The sequence below is a fragment of the Bradyrhizobium tropiciagri genome (assembly GCF_001189845.1).
Lineage (GTDB): Bacteria > Pseudomonadota > Alphaproteobacteria > Rhizobiales > Xanthobacteraceae > Bradyrhizobium > Bradyrhizobium tropiciagri.
Genome location: NZ_LFLZ01000119.1, coordinates 1 through 16,250 on the forward strand (window position 1 = coordinate 1; position 16,250 = coordinate 16,250).

The following is a 16,250-nucleotide window of genomic DNA, read 5'->3' on the forward strand; positions in this document are numbered from 1 at the left end:
CCCAGCCCGCGGCAAGGCGGCTCTCCTCGGAGGCTTACGTCGGGATTGAGGAGCACGAGATCCGCCTGCGCGTTCAAACGGAGAGTCAGATCGGCCTTCACCCGTGGCAGCGATCTGCCAACCTCGATCTCCCTGGCGGCCGCTTTATTGCAGAAAGCACTTACGCTGGTGTGATAACAAACTTCCGCCATCGACCAGTCGGGGACCTGAGGGGTCGCCGAGAGGCTGCTGAAGCGGCCAGAAAGTCAATAAGAAACGCCACCTTCGTCGGCGTGGACGGTCGAGGACGATAGTGACGTCATGACCATCGCCACGGCTATGACTGAGGCTCTGAATGGAAGCCGGGTCCGTGTCTTGTTGTCCCCCGCCTATAGGCGGCTCCTCTTGCCAAGGATCAACAAGGCACATCACATCCCAATTTTGCGTGCATCGAAGCAATTTGTGCCGCCCGCATGATCGAGCAGCGGCGCACCGCAAGCCCGAAGGCTTGGCCCATGCCGGCCCACCCGAGGGCCGGCACGAGTTCAAGTTCTTTTTCAACTGACCTTCTTGGCAGCGGGAACCGTCCATGTGCCGTTGATGATCGACGGATCGCTTTCTTGCGGCCAGTACATGCGCAGCATGAGGATGAAATCTCCTTCAGGCGCGGGAAGCCAGTTCGACTCCTTGTCCTTACCAGGGGAGTCCTTCTGGAGGTAGAGGTCGGTTGAGCCGTCCGGATTTTGCTTCAGGTCTTGCCGCGCGCTGATCGAGTAGCGATTGAGCGGATTGTTCACAAAGAAGTAGCCGCTGTTGTACATCGTGAGCGACCAGAAGCCCTCCGCCGGGGGCAGATGCCCCTTGGGGAATCGCATGACGTACTTGTTTGCGCCATTGTACTTGCGGCCATCCGCGTCCTTTTGCGAGGTCGGATACACCGCATCCTGCGGACGATTGGCGCCGAGCCCGATCGCGGTGATAAGGGCCCGCATCAGATAGTCGGTGCCGTAGATGCCGGTTCTCGTCGTGAAGTCAAAGCCATTCTCGTTCTTGACGGCCTTGTTGACCTTGAACTGGATCATGATCCTGTCGAACGACACCTCCGGCACACGCTTCAGGAAGTCCGCCTTGAGCTTGCTCTCGTCAAAATCCTGTCCGGGGACGATGCCGATGCGGGCAAATTTGGCAAGCTGTGGGGCGTCCGCTTCGTTTGGCGGATTGGTTTTCATGAGTTCGCAGAGCAGCTTGAAATACGACACCGCGTCCATGCGATTGACCTGTTCGCGGACAGCTGTCTTCATGTCGATCGAGGAATCGACCTTGCCCGCAGGAGGCGTGTACGGCTTGCCATATGCGCTGAGCGGAACGAGCTTGCACTCGTCCTGCAGCTTGTGGACGGCGGCGTAATCCTCTGGCGTACCGGTGCAATAGATGCGGCCAAGCAGCCACACGATGTTGGTCTGCGACTTGTACTCCTTCACGCCATCCGGCAGTGTGCCTTTCCAGCCAGGTCCGGTGATCGCGTAGGTCTGCGCTCCGGTGCCGGTGGTACGCTTGCCCGGTACTTGGAACACCGTAGTCCAGCCGTCCAGCATCGGCATCAGGAAATAACGCCCCTTCATGTCCGGGATGCTGAGGACCCACGGTTCTTTCCCGACATCAAAAAAGGAAGTCGTGTAGAGCGTGTCCGCGTTCGGTGCCGTGACGTCCTTGAACGAGGCATCCGGATATTGGCGCATCTTGATGATCTGCCCCATCGGCGCCTTCGTTTCCGCGGGTTCGGCGACGTTGGTGAGAACCCGGCGGGTCATCTCCATCGTCACCAACGGATAGCCGAAAACGTAGGCGTCGCTCGCGAGCCAAAACTCCTCGAGGCCCTCCCCCACGCCAAAGAAGGAATCCTGCGCAAGGGCTGATCGCGTTGCAGCCGCACCTGCCAGCAGGCCCATGCCTCCCAACGCAAGATTACGACGAGTGATCTCCATTTTGTTCTCCTGATACCTGATGAAACAACTTCAAACGATTGGCGAGTGGCAACGATACAACTTCCAGGATCTACCACAGAAATTCGCGCTTCATCGGCGCGTACGAGCTCTGGATCGATCGCTTTTGCATCAAATGCTCCCGTGCCATGTTGAGCGAGCTGGCATACGAGCCACTCCTCGTCGCCTTACCAACTTACGGAGAACTTGGCGGCCCGCTATGCAAATTCGGCAAGCGCGAGCCATGGTCGCGGACCAATGGACGCAGCATCGGTTTCGGCGCGACCGCGAGGGGCTCTTCACGACACGCGGCCAACGGCCCCTCACCCTTTTGCCGAAACTGCATAGCCGATCGGGAGAAGATTGGCGCTTATAACTTCTTCCATTGCGCGTTCGCCCCGACGCTTGGGGGAGCGAAGGCGCGCTTGGCCGGTTCGCGAGGACACCACTCAATGAAGGCATTCAATGCAGATTTATACCCCGTCGGCCGCGCACCTGTCGCAGGTCACTTCGCGGGTGACCGTGCGCGGGGCGCGCCTCTCGCTGCATGGGTTCACACATCATGAGCAAAGCCAGAGTCGGTTCGCGGCGTTGAATGGGGCTTGATATCCCTCTCACCTCGAGCAACTCGCAGACAGCAATATGGCATTGACCGGACAGCGGATCGTCCCGGCCTGCGGCAGGTTGCTCCGCCCCTTGAGCGTCGACCTTTCCCGCATCAAAAGTCTCTTCAAACAAGTCTGCCGTCTGGCGGACCCCGGAAACAAGAACATCGAGCAACCTGAGGCGGCACCAGCGCTCGAACGGCTTCATGCCGTGATCCATTGGCTGACCCGCGACGGAACGGAATACAACTCAGAGACAAGACACGGCTGCGTCAGAGAAGCGTCGTTGATGACGCTTCAGCGCAAGGCTCAGCTTTAGTCGGAGAAATGATCGATGACCGCCATCAAACTACCGGCCTGGCTTCGTATTGTGATGGTGAGCGGCGCATTGCTGCTGACAATTGGCGCGGGGCTGTTTGCCTATTTCTGGTACGTTCGGCCGGTCACGTTTACCGTGGCGGTTGGATCGCTTGACGGTGAGGCCGATACGGTCTTGTCCGCCATCGCCAGTCGCCTGACCGCCACGTCGGCACCAGTGAGACTGCGGATCGTCAATCAGTCGAGCGCCCTCGAGGCCGCCAACGCCTTTTCTTCGAGCAAGGTCGACCTCGCCGTCGTCCGTGGCGATGTCGGTGACCTGTCGCAGGCCCAGGCAATCCTCGTGCTTGCGCACGCGGTCGCTCTGATTGTGGCCCCTCCCGGCTCGCCGCTGAGCGACGTGGCGAGCTTGAAAGGCCGTCGCGTTGGCGTGGTCGGCGGAGAGATCAACAGGGCCGTCGTTGATGCACTGCGTCAGCAATATGATCTCGACCGCGCAAACGTGAAATTCAAGGATGTCTCGTTGCCTGAGGCGCGCCGGGCAGTCGAATCCAAGAGCGTGGACGCCCTTCTGCTCGTCATCCCCCTGACTCCAAAATACCTCTCGCTGGCACGCAGCCTTTTCCCGCAGAACTCGAAATCCCTCCCGGTGCTCATTCCCATTGAAGCCGCCGGCGCGATTGCGGAAAGTCATCGAGCCTACGAAAGCTTCGACGTGCCGAAAGGCACGCTCAGAGGTTCGCCGGCAGTCCCCGATGACGACCTGACGACACTGCGGGTGTCTTTCTACCTGGTCGCGCAGAAAAAGCTCAATCGCGACACCATATCCGATCTGACACGATCGCTTCTCGCCGCGCGCCGTGACCTCATCGGCGAACTGCCGATCCTGGCGCAGGTCACCGCCCCTGATACGGATCCGGACGCCTTCCTGCCAGTCCACGCTGGTGCAGCGGAATACTTCAACGGCACCCAAGAGAGCTTCTTGGACGAATGGAGCAATGCGATCTACCTGACTCCGATGATCCTTGGCGGACTGGCTTCTATCCTCGCCGCGGCCTGGAGGTTTATCGGCTTGCGGACGTCGAAGCCGGATGCATCGGCGCTCGACGCGCTCTATGCTTTGGCTCGCCGTGTTCGCAAGGCCCAGCGCGAGGATGAATTATCCAACATCGAGGACCGGATTGATGACATCTTGAGCGACCAGCGTCTCAAGATCGCGAACGGGGACGAAGATGCGGCCGATATGGCGACGTTGAACGTTGCGGCGAACAGGGTCGAAAGTCTGATTCATGCCCGCCGGGCCACGCTGAAACCGTCTTAATCGGACGGTGGCTGAGACTGCTGGCTCCGGAAGAGCCGCGGCAATATGCGATACTTCAGATGCTATGATCGGATCAGTGAGCAAATGGTCAGCCGTATCCAAGCGAACTTCCGCAATCCCTATAGCTCGCGTACTTGGCCAATACCTTCAATCCGTCTAGCGAACATTTAGTGACGGACGAAAGCATATGCTCGCACTGAGTTCTTCTCAGCTTGACCCGAATGTATGGTCCGGCCGTGCGTTGCAAGAGCGCTGTGCTAGTGAGGCCGTCCCACGATGACTTCGGCCGGCAGCGTTGCGGGACGAATGAGATGGAGATCGGCATCCTACCAGCGAAAGCGTGAACACGTTGGGCGGGCACACACGATGCACAAAGCGGCTCGGGACGGCGTGCGGATTTTGCATAGTCTCATCGGCTCGCGCATGCTCCTGTACCAAGCATAGAAGGCCGTTCCAGGGCCTTCACGATGCCTGACGTCGAGCGGGTCGACTAACCCGTCACACCATGGAGGTAGGAATGAGCACCGCGACCATTGCAATAGACGGCCAAGCCGCCGTCACGCCCGCGACACTAAGCTGGAAGTTCATTCGCTGGGGTCTCGGGCTGTTCATTACGGGATTCTTGACGGGCTTCATCCCGATCGCGCACTACATGTACGGTGCCATAGCCGGAGACGTGGGGCCGGACTTCCTGAGAAACATTACGCTCTGGTGGGGTTGTCCGGCGGTGCTAGCGGAATTGACGCTCAAGGCGGGCGGCCTTGGCATGGTTGCAATCGGCCTTTGCTATCAGGCCATGATTCGGCACAGCACTTCGCCCAATATTTCCAGTCACGAGCGTGTTGCGCCCCTGCTGTGCGCATTCGGTTTGATCGCTACGCTCGTATCCGCTGGCGCGGGCTACGTAATTTGCAATTATTTCTGGCCGAATTTTTATTACCATGCGATTCCAGCCGGAAAGAATATATGGCTCGCGGCGCAAGGACTTAGCATAGCCGTCTATGTGGTTGGCGTTTGTTATTCGTTCGCCGGCATCCGCAGAACGTCGGGTCAATTTCGATGACGCACCAAGCTGACCGGTGGCGGTTGGATAATTTGTCCAGCCTTTCATCCTGTCGTGCAACGTGGTTGTGGCAAGCCTGGTTATGGCAGGAAAAGCGCTGGTTGATCATTGGATGGTTCAGTGGAATCGCCGCCGGTGCGCTGTGGATTTATTCAGGTATGCCAATGATCTGTCATTGAGCGGGCGATGTACGCCTCACGAGACTGCGTGGAGGCAGATGGCCATATATCCTGCGGCGCGAGTTTCACCGATTGGTATCGGCGTGCCGGGGATTACGTCGAGGAGATTTTGCGCGGCACCAGGGCGGGCGATCTGCCAATCGAGCAGCCGACGAATTTGAGGTTGTTATCAGTATCAAGACAGCGCGTTGACGCCGTGGTCGACGCCGGTGCAGCAGGTTCGAATTCTTCCGTCAAGCGTTTGAGACGGACTCTCGCCGAATGCCCTTCTATACTCGACAGAAAAGCGCCCTAGCTCACTGAAACCCCAAGCTGTTGCAACATTGGTAACGGTGGTCAGCTCGCGGTCAGCCGCCAGAAGGACATTCCTAGCCTGCAGCAACCGTAACATACGAAGGTGCCGGCAGGGCGGGACGCCGTGGAGCTCGTTGAATGCATTGCGCAAAGTACGCTCACTTACCATAAGGGTACGACATATAGCCGAAACAGATAGCGGTTGATGAGGGCGACTCACGGCTAACCTCTCCGCTCGCCGGACCAGATCGCTGCAGGACTCTCGCTGTTGCGCGGGCCTCATTTCCCGAACGGGGGCGAGTCGGTGATGCTGCGACATTCAACAAATCTCACGTGCCAAGTACGCCCTGCGATCGGCTCAGGCAGCTCCCAACGCACGCCCGAGCTCCTTGAACGTCAAAACAAATAGCTCCTTCAGGAGCCTGATAATCTAACCGAGACCTTTCGCGCCAATTCAGGTCGCGCGTCTTGCCATTTCGCGCCAATCATCTGGAATACTTCAGCGGTCGATCGCGCACGGTCCTAGTGCGATGACGCGTCCGCTCAGCTCGCGGGCGCGTTGCTGCCGCCTGTATGCGACGGGTTGAACTTTCATCAGACGCAGGAAAGTACGGCTGAAGCTGCTTGCGTTGGAGTACCCGAGGAATTTAGCGATATCCGATAGGCGCCAGCTTGAGTTCGCAAGCAAATGGCAAGCGGCGTTCAGACGAACCTCGGCGAGCATTTTGCTATGACTTGTGCCCATTCGGCTGAGATGACGCTGCAACGTCCGCGAGCTAACCTTGAGTAAGCGGGCCGTACTGTCGAGAGTTGCGTCACCGTGTTGCAACGATGCGACAATGGCCGCGTGGATCGCGGCGGACGAAAGTAATGGGATAGCTCTCATCGGTTGATGCGAGGCGTGCCGCCCCGTGTGCTCCTGAAGAGAAAGCCGATGTTTCAAGGCTACGAGCGCTTCCAGACCGAATCTGGTCATCAGCCGCCGGAATTTGCACCAAAGGAAGCAAGCCGGGACGACCTCCCGCGAGTCCTCGCTGCAAAGGATGTGCAATAAAATCTGCGACCTGCTAGGCTGCGACGCGGCATTATTTTCGTCCAGGTTGTAGTCTTGATTTTATCTAAGTTTATGGATCGAGGTGTTGGCCGTCTGGCCATCAGACGCCAAAATCCAACAGGGTCCGTATCGAAAGAGCGGCCTTGCTGTTCGACGCAAGATATCGCTGAGGTGCGAGAATGGTTCATGCCGGGAGGGGGACAGCAAATTCTCCCGTGCTTGCTAGAGACGCAAACACCCTGGCCCAGCGATATTCGGGCAAGCGGACGGCATCAATTTCACGATCGAGGGGCGGCGCGATGGCAAATATTCATTTGACCCGCTGCCAGTTCCTCATTCCCTTCGCTGATATTCTTAGCGGTATCGGCGCATCGGCGGGTTCGCTTCTGGAAAGATCTCGTCTTCCGGCATCGCTGGAAGAAAAGGCCAATCACTACGTGCCGATACTACAGGCAATCGACTTCGCGGAAATCGCCCGGAGATCGCAAGGCATTACGGATTTCGGATTCCATGCTTCTCAACGTCTGCACTATCGTCACCTGAGCGAGAAAACTCGGACTCTCATCGGCCATGCACCGACGCTGTTGGTCGCGCTGCAGCAGGCTTGCAAATGGGCGTCGATCGAGGACTCGAACTTGAGCAACTGGATCGAGCGCTGCGACGATCACGTGAGGTTTTGCAGCAGACTCACTGGAACAAGAGGGCTCCTGCATCTCGAGCATTCACAGTGGCTCCAGAATGTTTTCCCCATATACATGGTCCGGCAATTCGCCGGACCGAATTGGGCCCCGGCAACAATGGCCTTTGAAGCCCGCTATACGCCGAGCCCTGCGTGTCAATCATTCTGGCCAAACACGCGCTTCCTGTCTGGTCAGGACGCATCATGGATCGATATTCCAATCTCGCTCCTCAGCCTCCCTAATCGCGCGAAGGAAGAAATGCTTTCTTCGCAAGACGATGAGGCTGGCCCATCAGGTCATGATATTATCGCAACTCTCAAGTTGATGTTGCCGTCTTACCTGGATGAAAAACTTCCAGCTCTCACCGAAATCGCGGAAATGGCTGGCGCGAGCACGAGGAGCTTGCAGCGCGAGCTCGCGTACGCCGGCCTTACATACTCCGATCTGATCGATACCGTCCGGTTCGAGAATGCCAGAAAGCTTTTGCGCGACACAGATTCCAAAATTATCGATATCGCGTTCTCCTCCGGCTACACTGATCCTGCACACTTTACTCGCGCCTTCCGCCGAGTCGCCGGTGTTACGCCGCGGCATTTTCGCGAGCAATCGCGGCCAACATAGGCGCGCTCCGGATTTGGCGCCCTGCCGTTCGAACAACCGGCTCCGGCACCGTACCACTGGCGCACCTTCATAGAATTGTGCCGGGAATGGCGGATTTCGTGCAAAGCGACATGATATCGATTGATGGTCAAATAGGCGCGACCTTGGTCGCTTCTACCTTTGCCGGATCTGCATAGTCAGGTGAGGACACATCATTAAGGTGGGCATTGCCAATGCCACGCGTCCGCCGCTGATCAGGCGCCGAAAGTACGAGTGACAGAATTGGCATTGATCCAACTCTCTAGTCTCGCTCTCGCTCAAAGTGTCAATCTCGCACAATGGAGGCAAAAGTGGCCAAGTACGATGTCACCAAGCTGAACGTTGCCATCGACAAGCTACTGGCGACAACGCAGAATCCACGACACCGGTTTCTTCTACAAGCATATAGCAGGCACCGTTACCTAGAGGTTGCCGGCCGTTATGAAGAGATTTTTGCGCCGGAGATGATGGCGCCCAACCCCTGCTATCACTTCCAGGCTGAAGGCATGAACGCCAGGTTGGAAGGACAAGAGGCGATCAAAAGTCTTTACCGCATGTGGGCGGAAACCAACCAGAGCATCTTCTTCCTGGAAAACGAGCAGGTAGCCGTTGCGGACAATTTTATTGCCTCAACCGCCCATTATCATCAGCAACTCTGGGGACCGTCTCTCACCTTCAACAAGGTCACGTCCCATCTACCGGGCTTCCTGTCTGATCATCTCCTAAAGCGGCTGCTCGCGAGGACTGGTCTCAAGGCGGATGAGAATGCGATGTATCTTTATTCGAGCTTCATCGAGATGGTTTGGCCCTATGATGATCGCGGCCGGCTTGTCGGCGAGGACGTTTGGGAGCCGGATCCCGATAAGGCAACGATCATAAAGCTTGATCCGGCCGATGTTCTGACAACCGCCGAATCCGCCAAGAGCCTTGCTCCTCTAATCAAACCACTCCCGTCATTTGACGAGGTAACGATGGCTCCCACGGCAAGCAAATCGGCAGCCTAGAGCTGCCTCATGTCGGAGGCTCTCCCCGCAGAACTGCGGGGATCAGTCTCTGGTACTCCTTGGTACTGCAGCTTGCCGCGCTCGCCTTCGATCTGAGCAACGGGCCGCTCGTTGTCGAAATTCCAGCCAGCTCCGCCGACTATGCATTGGTCGGCGAGTTCTGCGACAATTGGCAGGCCCCCGTCGCCATGGTCGGCATCGAGGGCCTCGACAAGGGTTAGGGCGGAAAATACCTGCTCGTTCCTCCCGCCTACAAAGACGCGATTCCGCAAGGCTATCTCGGGGTTCGCCTCGAAGGCTATCGCGGCACCATGGTCTTCCGCCCCGTTATCGTCGGCTCCGGCACCATGGAGGGCGCCGTGGCGCTGGCCCGGCAGACCCACACCTATCCGCTTGCCGCTGCCGCCAACCCGCCCGCGACGCGGGTGATCGACGGATGGGACAAGGCTTGGCGCTCGCTGCCCGTCTACGATCACACTTGGTTCGAGAAGCTCGCCGCCTTCGTCACCGACGAACCTGTCCGGCCGCGCGACAAGGTCATGGTCGGCATGCTGGGCTCGCTCGGGATCGCGAACGGCAAACCGTTTGCTCCCGACGCCCGCATGGTTGCTGCACTCGATGACGCTGCGCGCGACGCCTACAATATAATGCAATACGGCTTCGCCACCCCCGGCGAGGCGCTGGCGGCCTGGTGGCCTGACAGCCAGTGGATGAACTTCAATCCGGCGCTTGAGCCCCTCATGGGCGATGCGTGGTCATTTGAAACCACTGACGCGGTGTGGACTTGGCAGCGCGCGATCGCACCGTTCTTTTGGGCCAACTATTTGCCGGCAAAGCTGAGCGGGGAACAGATTTACCTGGTGGGTCTGCGCGACAGTGGCGGCAAGCTTCTCTCCGGCAAAGGCCGCTACCGCCTGCGCGTTCCGGCGGATGTTCCCGTCAACAAGTTCTGGTCGGTCATCGCTTACAGCCAGAAGACGAGGTCCTTCGTTCCGAATTCTCTCGACCGCGGCGGGCTCGACTCCTATGCCGGTTCGGACCTCAAAGCGAACAAGGATGGTTCGATAGATATCTTTCTCGGCGCAGCCCAGCCGGGTCGCGAAGCAACTGGCTGCCTTCGGCCGGCGAGGATTTCTTCGTGATCTTCCGTTTCTACGGCCCCAAACCCGCTTTCCTGGACAAGAGCTGGCGCCTGCCGGATGTCGAGCGCGTCTGACGGAGTCCGTCATGCGGCCCGGTGGGGCCGATCGCTGAGGTCGTACGACTAAACTCGGCCACGACAAGCTCGACACCGGCGACATCAATACCCGCAGGGCTACATTCGTTCGATTATCGATGCGGTCGAGGCCGACGACGGCGCTATCCGCATTTTCGGCAGCAAAGACATTTTGCAGGCCGCCATCGCAGGCAAACAGACTGAGAACGGAAATGTTCGTGGTTTTTACGCAAATGGCGCTCCCTAGGGGAATCGCACCCCTGTTTCAGCCTTGAGAGGCTAGCGCCGTTTGAGGCGATGCCGAATCCTCCCGGTTGCGTCGAATCCTTGAGGTCCAAAAAGTCGAATCCTTGAGGTCCAAAAAGGAGCGTCAGTCGTCGCTGGATTGCATGCTCCGATCGTGGTGCAGCGCTCGACAGAAAGTGGCGGATCGAGCGTCAAAAAATGAATGATCGCCACCGAATACCCGTCCAGCAATGCTGAAAGCGCTACGGATCCGCTACGGAACCGACATCCGCAGGCGGTCCGGATCCAATTGACTGATTTGTCTTGGCTTTCTGGTAGCGGGGGAGGGACTCGAACCCCCGACCCCAGGATTATGATTCCCGTGCTCTAACCAGCTGAGCTACCCCGCCATGGGCTCGCGATCGGCGGCATAGAAGCCGCTGCTGCGAACGCGCGGGATATAAAGAGTGGCACACGCACCTGTCAAGCAAAGGCGGACGGGGCCGCAAACTATTGCAGCCAGAGGCTATTTCGGCCTGATTGATTGGTCGCCGCCGGGGCTGCCGGGCGGCGGAATCACTGGCGTATTGCCGCCCTGCGGGGTCGGCGCACGCATTTCGGGGTCGACGCCGGCCGGCGGGCACAGCACGCCGTCGGATTTGGCGAGCTTGTCGCCCAACGACGAGGTCCCCTGCCCGGTGGTGGTTCCCTCTGGAGCCGCAACGCCGGGATGCGAAGGCTGCTGCGGCGCGCAATTCGCGGCGGCGCGCTGTGGCGCCGGCGGCGCGGTCTGTGCCGGCGGCGTGGCGGGCGTCGGCGGCGCCTGCGCCTCGGCAACTATGGGTGCCAGCATCAGCACACAGGACAATGCGAGCGTGCGATTGGCGCGTGTTCGATTGATCCTCATGACAAGAAAACCGGGACGAGGCCCCGATGTTCCCGGTCAAAATCGCCGCAAGCTCACGATTTGCGGAAGCGGATCAGCGAGAAATGTCCCATCGGCGGCATCGGCCGGCGCTCGGCAAGGCTGACACCGCCATGCTTCGCCGCCCAATTGGTCAGCCGCCCCCATGGAAACTCCGGACGCCAGCCGAGCCGCCGCGCCAGCGGCGCGAAGGCGAGCTCGAAGATGCGGCGCGGGCCGCTCTCGGCGCCGATGTGATTGACCAGGATCAGTTCGCCGCCCGGCTTCAGCACGCGGATGAAATCGTCGAGCGTCGCCTCGGGATCAGGCACCGCGGTGATGACGTATTGCGCGACCACCGCGTCGAAGAACGAATCCGGGAACGCGAGGTTCTTGGCGTCCATCACCGCCAGCGTCTCGACGTTGCTGAGGCCCAGCGCGCGCACGCGCTTCAGCGCCCGCCGCAGCATCGGCTCGGAAATATCGACGCCGCAGAGTTTTGTGGTGCGTGCATATTCCGACAGCGACAGTCCGGTGCCGACACCGACGTCGAGCACGCGCCCGCCAATCCGGTCGGCTTCCGCGATCGTCGATTGACGGCCCTGATCGAACACCTTGCCGAACACCAGATCGTAGATCGGCGCCCAGCGGCCATACGCCTTTTCGACCCCGTCGCGGTCGATGTCCCCAGCCATTCCCTGCCCCCGAAATTAGCTTTGTTTGCGCATGATCTCCGCGCAAACGCGTTCCGCGTTTGTCGCGAGGGAAAACCGGTTCCCACTTTTCCAGATCATGCGCTATCCGCGAACCGCTTCCGCGAGCGGCGCCATCGCCTCCTGCGCGGCGGCCCGCGCCACGCGGCTCGCGCTAGCGCTCTTGATGAACCCGCCGCCGAGCACACGCGCCTGCCCGGACGGCGCATCGTAGAACACGCAGGCCTGGCCGGGCGACACGCCCTCCTCGCCGGCGACGAGCTCGACCTCGTAGCCGCCGTCAGTGGCGCGCAGCGATGCCGGCTGCGGCGCGCGCGTCGAACGCACGCGGACATAGATCTCGATGCCCTCGCCGATCACGCGATCCAGCGCGCCATCGCCGATCCAGTTGACGTCGCGCAGCGCGATGCGATCCATCCGCAACGCCTCGCGCGGCCCGACCACGACCCGGCGCGTCGCCGCGTCGAGCTTGACCACATAGAGCGGGTGGCCGGAGGCGATGCCGAGGCCCTTGCGCTGGCCGACAGTGAAATGAACGATGCCCTGGTGCTGGCCGACGACATTGCCGGCGAGGTCGACGATATCGCCCGGCGCGATCGCATTCGGCTTCAGGCGTCCGATGATGTCGGTGTAGCGGCCAGTCGGTACGAAGCAGATGTCCTGGCTGTCCTGCTTGTCGGCGACCTCGAGATCGAAGCGCCGCGCCAGCTCGCGGGTCTGCGGCTTGGTCATGTCGCCGAGCGGGAAACGCAGGAAGTCGAGTTGCTCGCGCGTGGTGGCGAACAGGAAATAGCTCTGATCACGATCGGCATCCGCGGCGCAGATCAGCGAGCGCGATCCGTCGGCAAGCCGGCGCGAGGCGACATAATGTCCGGTGGCCAGCGCCTGCGCGCCGAGCTCGCGTGCGGTCGCGAGCAGATCGCGGAACTTGACCGAACGGTTGCACTCGATGCACGGCACCGGCGTCTCGCCGAGCGCGTAGCTGTCGGCGAAATTGTCGATCACCGATTGCTTGAAGCGACTTTCGTAATCGAGCACGTAATGAGGGATGCCGATCCGCTCGGCGACATTGCGCGCGTCGTGGATGTCGCGGCCGGCGCAGCAGGCGCCCTTGCGATGGGTCGCGGCGCCATGGTCATAGAGCTGCAGCGTGATCCCGACCACGTCATAGCCCTGCGACTTCAACAGCGCAGCCGTCACCGACGAGTCGACGCCGCCGGACATGGCAACGACGATCCGTGTGTCTTCAGGGCGGCCTTCAAGATCCAGACTGTTGAGCATCTCTAAGCGGTCATTGGTCACTGTCGCGGCGAGCCTATGCGCTCCGCGACGAAATTGGAAAAAGCCTTTGTCCAGAAAGCCTTAGAACGCGTCCAAGGCCGGTCCGTCGGTTCGGGACGCGTCGGAGGCCACCTTTAATATAGGCCGTATTCCGGCGAGGCAATCCAGCGCAAGTGATGCCTTGCCGCGCGCGGACGGCAAATCTTGCCGCCGGGCAAAAACGGGGCCTGCCGGGAACCGGTTCCAGGCCACCGTCGCTACCCATAACCGACTGAAATAACTCGATATTTATTGCACCCGCCCGTTGGCCCGCTCCTTGCTGACAAAACGCCGGAAGTCTCATTTGCGAGGGTTGGCAGTGGTCAGCGTCACGTCGGAAGCATTGGCAGGCCGGTCTTTTCAGGGCGCGACACGGTCGTCGCGGCCCGATCCCGCCCCGCAGGCGGGGAATGACGGCTTTGCCGCGCTGGTCGACAGCAACACTGCGTCCGCAAGCGACAACAGCCGTTACGACTCCCAACCGGCGCCCGCGCGCCGGTCCGACGATTCGTCTTCGACGACCGACGCGCGCTCCCGCGACAACAGCACCGCACCCGACCGGACGTCGCGAGACCCCGGCAGCTCGCGCGACGACACCAAGGTCGATAACGACAGCGATAGCGACGCGCCGCGCAAAACCAAGTCGAAATCGAAATCGGACGACTCGAAGTCGAGCACCGATACGCAATCCATCGGCGACAAGGCCGTGACGCAAGCGGTGCCGCAGGCGGATCCATCCACCGCGGCGACAGCCAACGCCGTGGTTGCCGTTCCCGTTGCCGCTGCAACGGCGAGCGACCCGGCTGTGACGGCGACCGCGCCTTCCAGCCAGTCCGCCGCGCCTCTCGCGATCGCGGCTGCGGCCATCGCAGCAAGCTCGGCGATCGCCGGTACCGGTGCCGCCGCCGGCACCGACGTCCCGGCCGGCGCCGACACCGCAACCGCGGCGACCACCGCCGCGAATGCTGACAAGGTCGCCAAAGCGGCCGGCGTCAAGAGCGAGGCACAGGTCACCGCCACCGATACGGCCACGGTTGCGGGCGCTGCGACCGTGACCGGCGATGCGACGCTTGCCGCCACCGTTGCTGCCGGAACGCCCGCCACCAAGACGACGCCGCAAGCCAAGGTACAGCTGACCCCGAAGGACGCGGTTGCGACCGCGCCTGCCGGCCAGGACGGCGCAGCCAGAGCAGCAACGCCACCGCGCAGGCCGCGCCGACCAACATCGTTCCCGCCGTTGCGCAGCCGGCTGCGGTTGCCGGCAAGGCGAAGGCCGACGCAGACGGCGCACCCGATGCGATCAAGGCCGATGCGAGCGGCGACGGCAAGGCCGCGACGACGGCCGGCGGCCAGGCCGCTGCACAGACCCAGGTCACGGCGCCCGATCCCAGCGCGCAGGCGGCGAATGCACTCCAGCCACAACTCGCCACCCAGACGACGCCGTCGGCGAACGCGCAGTTGACCGTGACCAACGCCGCGCAAGCCGCCGCCGTGCCGCTCAGCGGGCTTGCGATGCAGATCGCCGCCTCGGCCAAGAGCGGCAAGAGCCGCTTCGAGATCCGGCTCGACCCCGCCGAGCTCGGCCGCATCGATGTCCGCATCGATGTCGACCGCAACGGCCAGGTGACCTCGCATCTCACCGTCGAACGCCCGGAGACGCTGTCGATGCTGCGCCAGGACGCCAATCAGCTACAGCGCGCGCTCGACAATGCCGGCCTGTCGACCGGCAATGGCGGGTTGCACTTCAGCCTGCGCGACCAGTCGCAGTCGGGACAGAACAACAACGGCCAGCCCAATCCGAACGCCCATCGTTTGATCGTCGCCGAAGAGGACAGCGTTCCCGCCGCCGCGGCAGGGCGCTCCTACGGCCGCGCAAGCAGCGCCCTCGGCGGCGTCGATATCAGAGTGTAAGGAGTTCACCATGGCAGTCGATGCAACCATGCCAACGCCCGTCGTCTCGGCACCGGGCACCAGCAACGGAACGAGCTCCGGAAGCAGCAGCACGGGCAGCGGCCTGACGACCTCGTCGCAGGGCATCGCCGACAATTTCCAGACCTTCCTGACGCTGCTGACCACGCAGTTGCAGAACCAGAACCCGCTCGATCCGCTCGACACCAACCAGTTCACCCAGCAGCTCGTGCAGTTCGCCGGTGTCGAGCAGCAGCTGAAGTCCAACGATCAGCTCAAGCAGCTGATCGCGATCGAGAAGAGCGCACAGTCGACCCAGGCGCTGGTCTATGTCGGCAACACGGTCGCGGTCGACGGCAGCAAGACCCAGTTCAACAAATCCGCGACCTGGAATCTGGTGTCCCCGCAAGCCACCAGCGCCACCATCACGATCACGAGCGCGACCGGCCAGACCGCCTATTCCGGCAATTTCAACCTGAAGCAGGGCAATGCCAGCTTCGTCTGGGACGGCAAGGGCACTGACGGCACGCAATGGCCGGCCGGCACCTACACGCTGACCGCGACCGGCAAGGATTCCAAGGGCAACGACCTTGCGATCTCGACCGAGATCCAGGGCGTGGTCGACTCCGTCGACCTGACCGCCTCCCCGCCGCTGCTCTCGATCGGCGGCCAGACCTACACCACCGACAAGATCAAGCGCGTGGTCCGCGGCGCGACCGGCGGCAGCAGCAGTTAAGCTAAAGGTCTCCGCTGCACACAGACCTGTCGTCCCTGCGAAAACGAAAGCAGGGACCCATACGCCGCGGCGGATGTTGTGAGCGGGGCTCGCCGTTCGTCATCCTGGCG

14 protein-coding genes, 1 tRNA gene and 2 pseudogenes are annotated in these 16,250 nt (G+C 61.1%); 9 read left to right on the forward strand and 8 right to left on the reverse strand.

Features of this window, described 5'->3' with window-relative positions; translation table 11 throughout:
- Positions 1 to 536: 536 nt before the first annotated feature.
- On the reverse strand, positions 537 to 1,964 hold the full coding sequence (locus AKN84_RS42535) for a DUF1254 domain-containing protein (protein ID WP_050426301.1): 1,428 nt from the start codon (positions 1,962 to 1,964) through the stop codon (positions 537 to 539).
- Between the two features lie 639 nt (positions 1,965 to 2,603).
- Between AKN84_RS42535 and AKN84_RS42540 the strand changes: the two genes are divergently transcribed.
- The 3 genes from AKN84_RS42540 to AKN84_RS42550 all read left to right on the forward strand — a co-directional run bounded on the left by AKN84_RS42540 (position 2,604) and on the right by AKN84_RS42550 (position 5,268).
- Complete coding sequence (locus AKN84_RS42540; protein ID WP_050426302.1) at positions 2,604 to 2,885, forward strand: hypothetical protein; 282 nt, start codon at positions 2,604 to 2,606, stop codon at positions 2,883 to 2,885.
- 15 nt (positions 2,886 to 2,900) lie between these two features.
- On the forward strand, positions 2,901 to 4,205 hold the full coding sequence (locus tag AKN84_RS42545; protein ID WP_050426303.1) for an ABC transporter substrate-binding protein: 1,305 nt from the start codon (positions 2,901 to 2,903) through the stop codon (positions 4,203 to 4,205).
- Positions 4,206 to 4,722: 517 nt separating this feature from the next.
- Positions 4,723 to 5,268, forward strand: coding sequence for a hypothetical protein (locus AKN84_RS42550; protein WP_128971669.1), 546 nt, complete (start codon positions 4,723 to 4,725; stop codon positions 5,266 to 5,268).
- A gap of 354 nt (positions 5,269 to 5,622) precedes the next feature.
- Here AKN84_RS42550 and AKN84_RS50930 read toward each other — a convergent pair whose 3' ends face one another.
- Both AKN84_RS50930 and AKN84_RS50205 read right to left on the reverse strand, forming a co-directional pair.
- Entirely contained in the window at positions 5,623 to 6,060 is a 438-nt protein-coding gene (locus tag AKN84_RS50930) for a helix-turn-helix domain-containing protein (protein WP_128971670.1), read from the reverse strand.
- Between the two features lie 180 nt (positions 6,061 to 6,240).
- Complete coding sequence (locus tag AKN84_RS50205; protein WP_347337390.1) at positions 6,241 to 6,717, reverse strand: helix-turn-helix domain-containing protein; 477 nt, start codon at positions 6,715 to 6,717, stop codon at positions 6,241 to 6,243.
- A gap of 377 nt (positions 6,718 to 7,094) precedes the next feature.
- Between AKN84_RS50205 and AKN84_RS42560 the strand changes: the two genes are divergently transcribed.
- The 4 genes and pseudogenes from AKN84_RS42560 to AKN84_RS50935 all read left to right on the forward strand — a co-directional run bounded on the left by AKN84_RS42560 (position 7,095) and on the right by AKN84_RS50935 (position 10,334).
- Positions 7,095 to 8,096, forward strand: coding sequence for a helix-turn-helix domain-containing protein (locus AKN84_RS42560; RefSeq protein ID WP_128971671.1), 1,002 nt, complete (start codon positions 7,095 to 7,097; stop codon positions 8,094 to 8,096).
- Positions 8,097 to 8,425: 329 nt separating this feature from the next.
- Positions 8,426 to 9,118 carry a hypothetical protein gene (locus tag AKN84_RS42565; protein WP_128971672.1) on the forward strand — a complete coding sequence of 231 codons (693 nt, stop codon included), beginning with the start codon at positions 8,426 to 8,428 and terminating at the stop codon, positions 9,116 to 9,118.
- Between the two features lie 59 nt (positions 9,119 to 9,177).
- The gene (locus AKN84_RS46945) at positions 9,178 to 9,339 is read left to right on the forward strand and encodes a DUF1254 domain-containing protein (protein WP_157863403.1); all 162 of its coding nucleotides are present in this window, start codon (positions 9,178 to 9,180) and stop codon (positions 9,337 to 9,339) included.
- 519 nt (positions 9,340 to 9,858) lie between these two features.
- Positions 9,859 to 10,334: pseudogene (locus AKN84_RS50935) on the forward strand (DUF1214 domain-containing protein).
- A gap of 558 nt (positions 10,335 to 10,892) precedes the next feature.
- Here the strand turns inward: AKN84_RS50935 and AKN84_RS42575 are convergent.
- From AKN84_RS42575 to AKN84_RS49780, 5 genes are all read right to left on the reverse strand, one after another.
- A tRNA-Met gene (locus tag AKN84_RS42575) sits at positions 10,893 to 10,969 on the reverse strand.
- A gap of 116 nt (positions 10,970 to 11,085) precedes the next feature.
- Entirely contained in the window at positions 11,086 to 11,466 is a 381-nt protein-coding gene (locus AKN84_RS42580; RefSeq protein ID WP_050426307.1) for a hypothetical protein, read from the reverse strand.
- A 53-nt stretch (positions 11,467 to 11,519) separates the two neighbouring features.
- Positions 11,520 to 12,158: a class I SAM-dependent methyltransferase gene (locus AKN84_RS42585; protein WP_050426308.1), complete on the reverse strand. Its 639-nt coding sequence runs from the start codon at positions 12,156 to 12,158 to the stop codon at positions 11,520 to 11,522.
- A gap of 102 nt (positions 12,159 to 12,260) precedes the next feature.
- Positions 12,261 to 13,457 carry a tRNA 2-thiouridine(34) synthase MnmA gene (gene mnmA, locus AKN84_RS42590; RefSeq protein WP_050426309.1) on the reverse strand — a complete coding sequence of 399 codons (1,197 nt, stop codon included), beginning with the start codon at positions 13,455 to 13,457 and terminating at the stop codon, positions 12,261 to 12,263.
- Positions 13,458 to 13,964: 507 nt separating this feature from the next.
- Positions 13,965 to 14,978 (reverse strand): hypothetical protein, encoded by a 1,014-nt coding sequence (locus AKN84_RS49780; protein WP_244485777.1) that lies wholly within the window; start codon positions 14,976 to 14,978, stop codon positions 13,965 to 13,967.
- Between AKN84_RS49780 and AKN84_RS42600 the strand changes: the two are divergent.
- Together AKN84_RS42600 and AKN84_RS42605 are read left to right on the forward strand one after the other, a co-directional pair.
- Positions 14,913 to 15,407, forward strand: a pseudogene (locus tag AKN84_RS42600) (flagellar hook-length control protein FliK); the annotation flags it as partial. The gene AKN84_RS49780 and the pseudogene AKN84_RS42600 sit on opposite strands and share 66 nt — an antisense overlap.
- A gap of 10 nt (positions 15,408 to 15,417) precedes the next feature.
- Positions 15,418 to 16,140, forward strand: a complete 723-nt coding sequence (locus AKN84_RS42605) for a flagellar hook assembly protein FlgD (protein WP_050426312.1) — start codon at positions 15,418 to 15,420, stop codon at positions 16,138 to 16,140.
- Positions 16,141 to 16,250 lie beyond the last annotated feature (110 nt).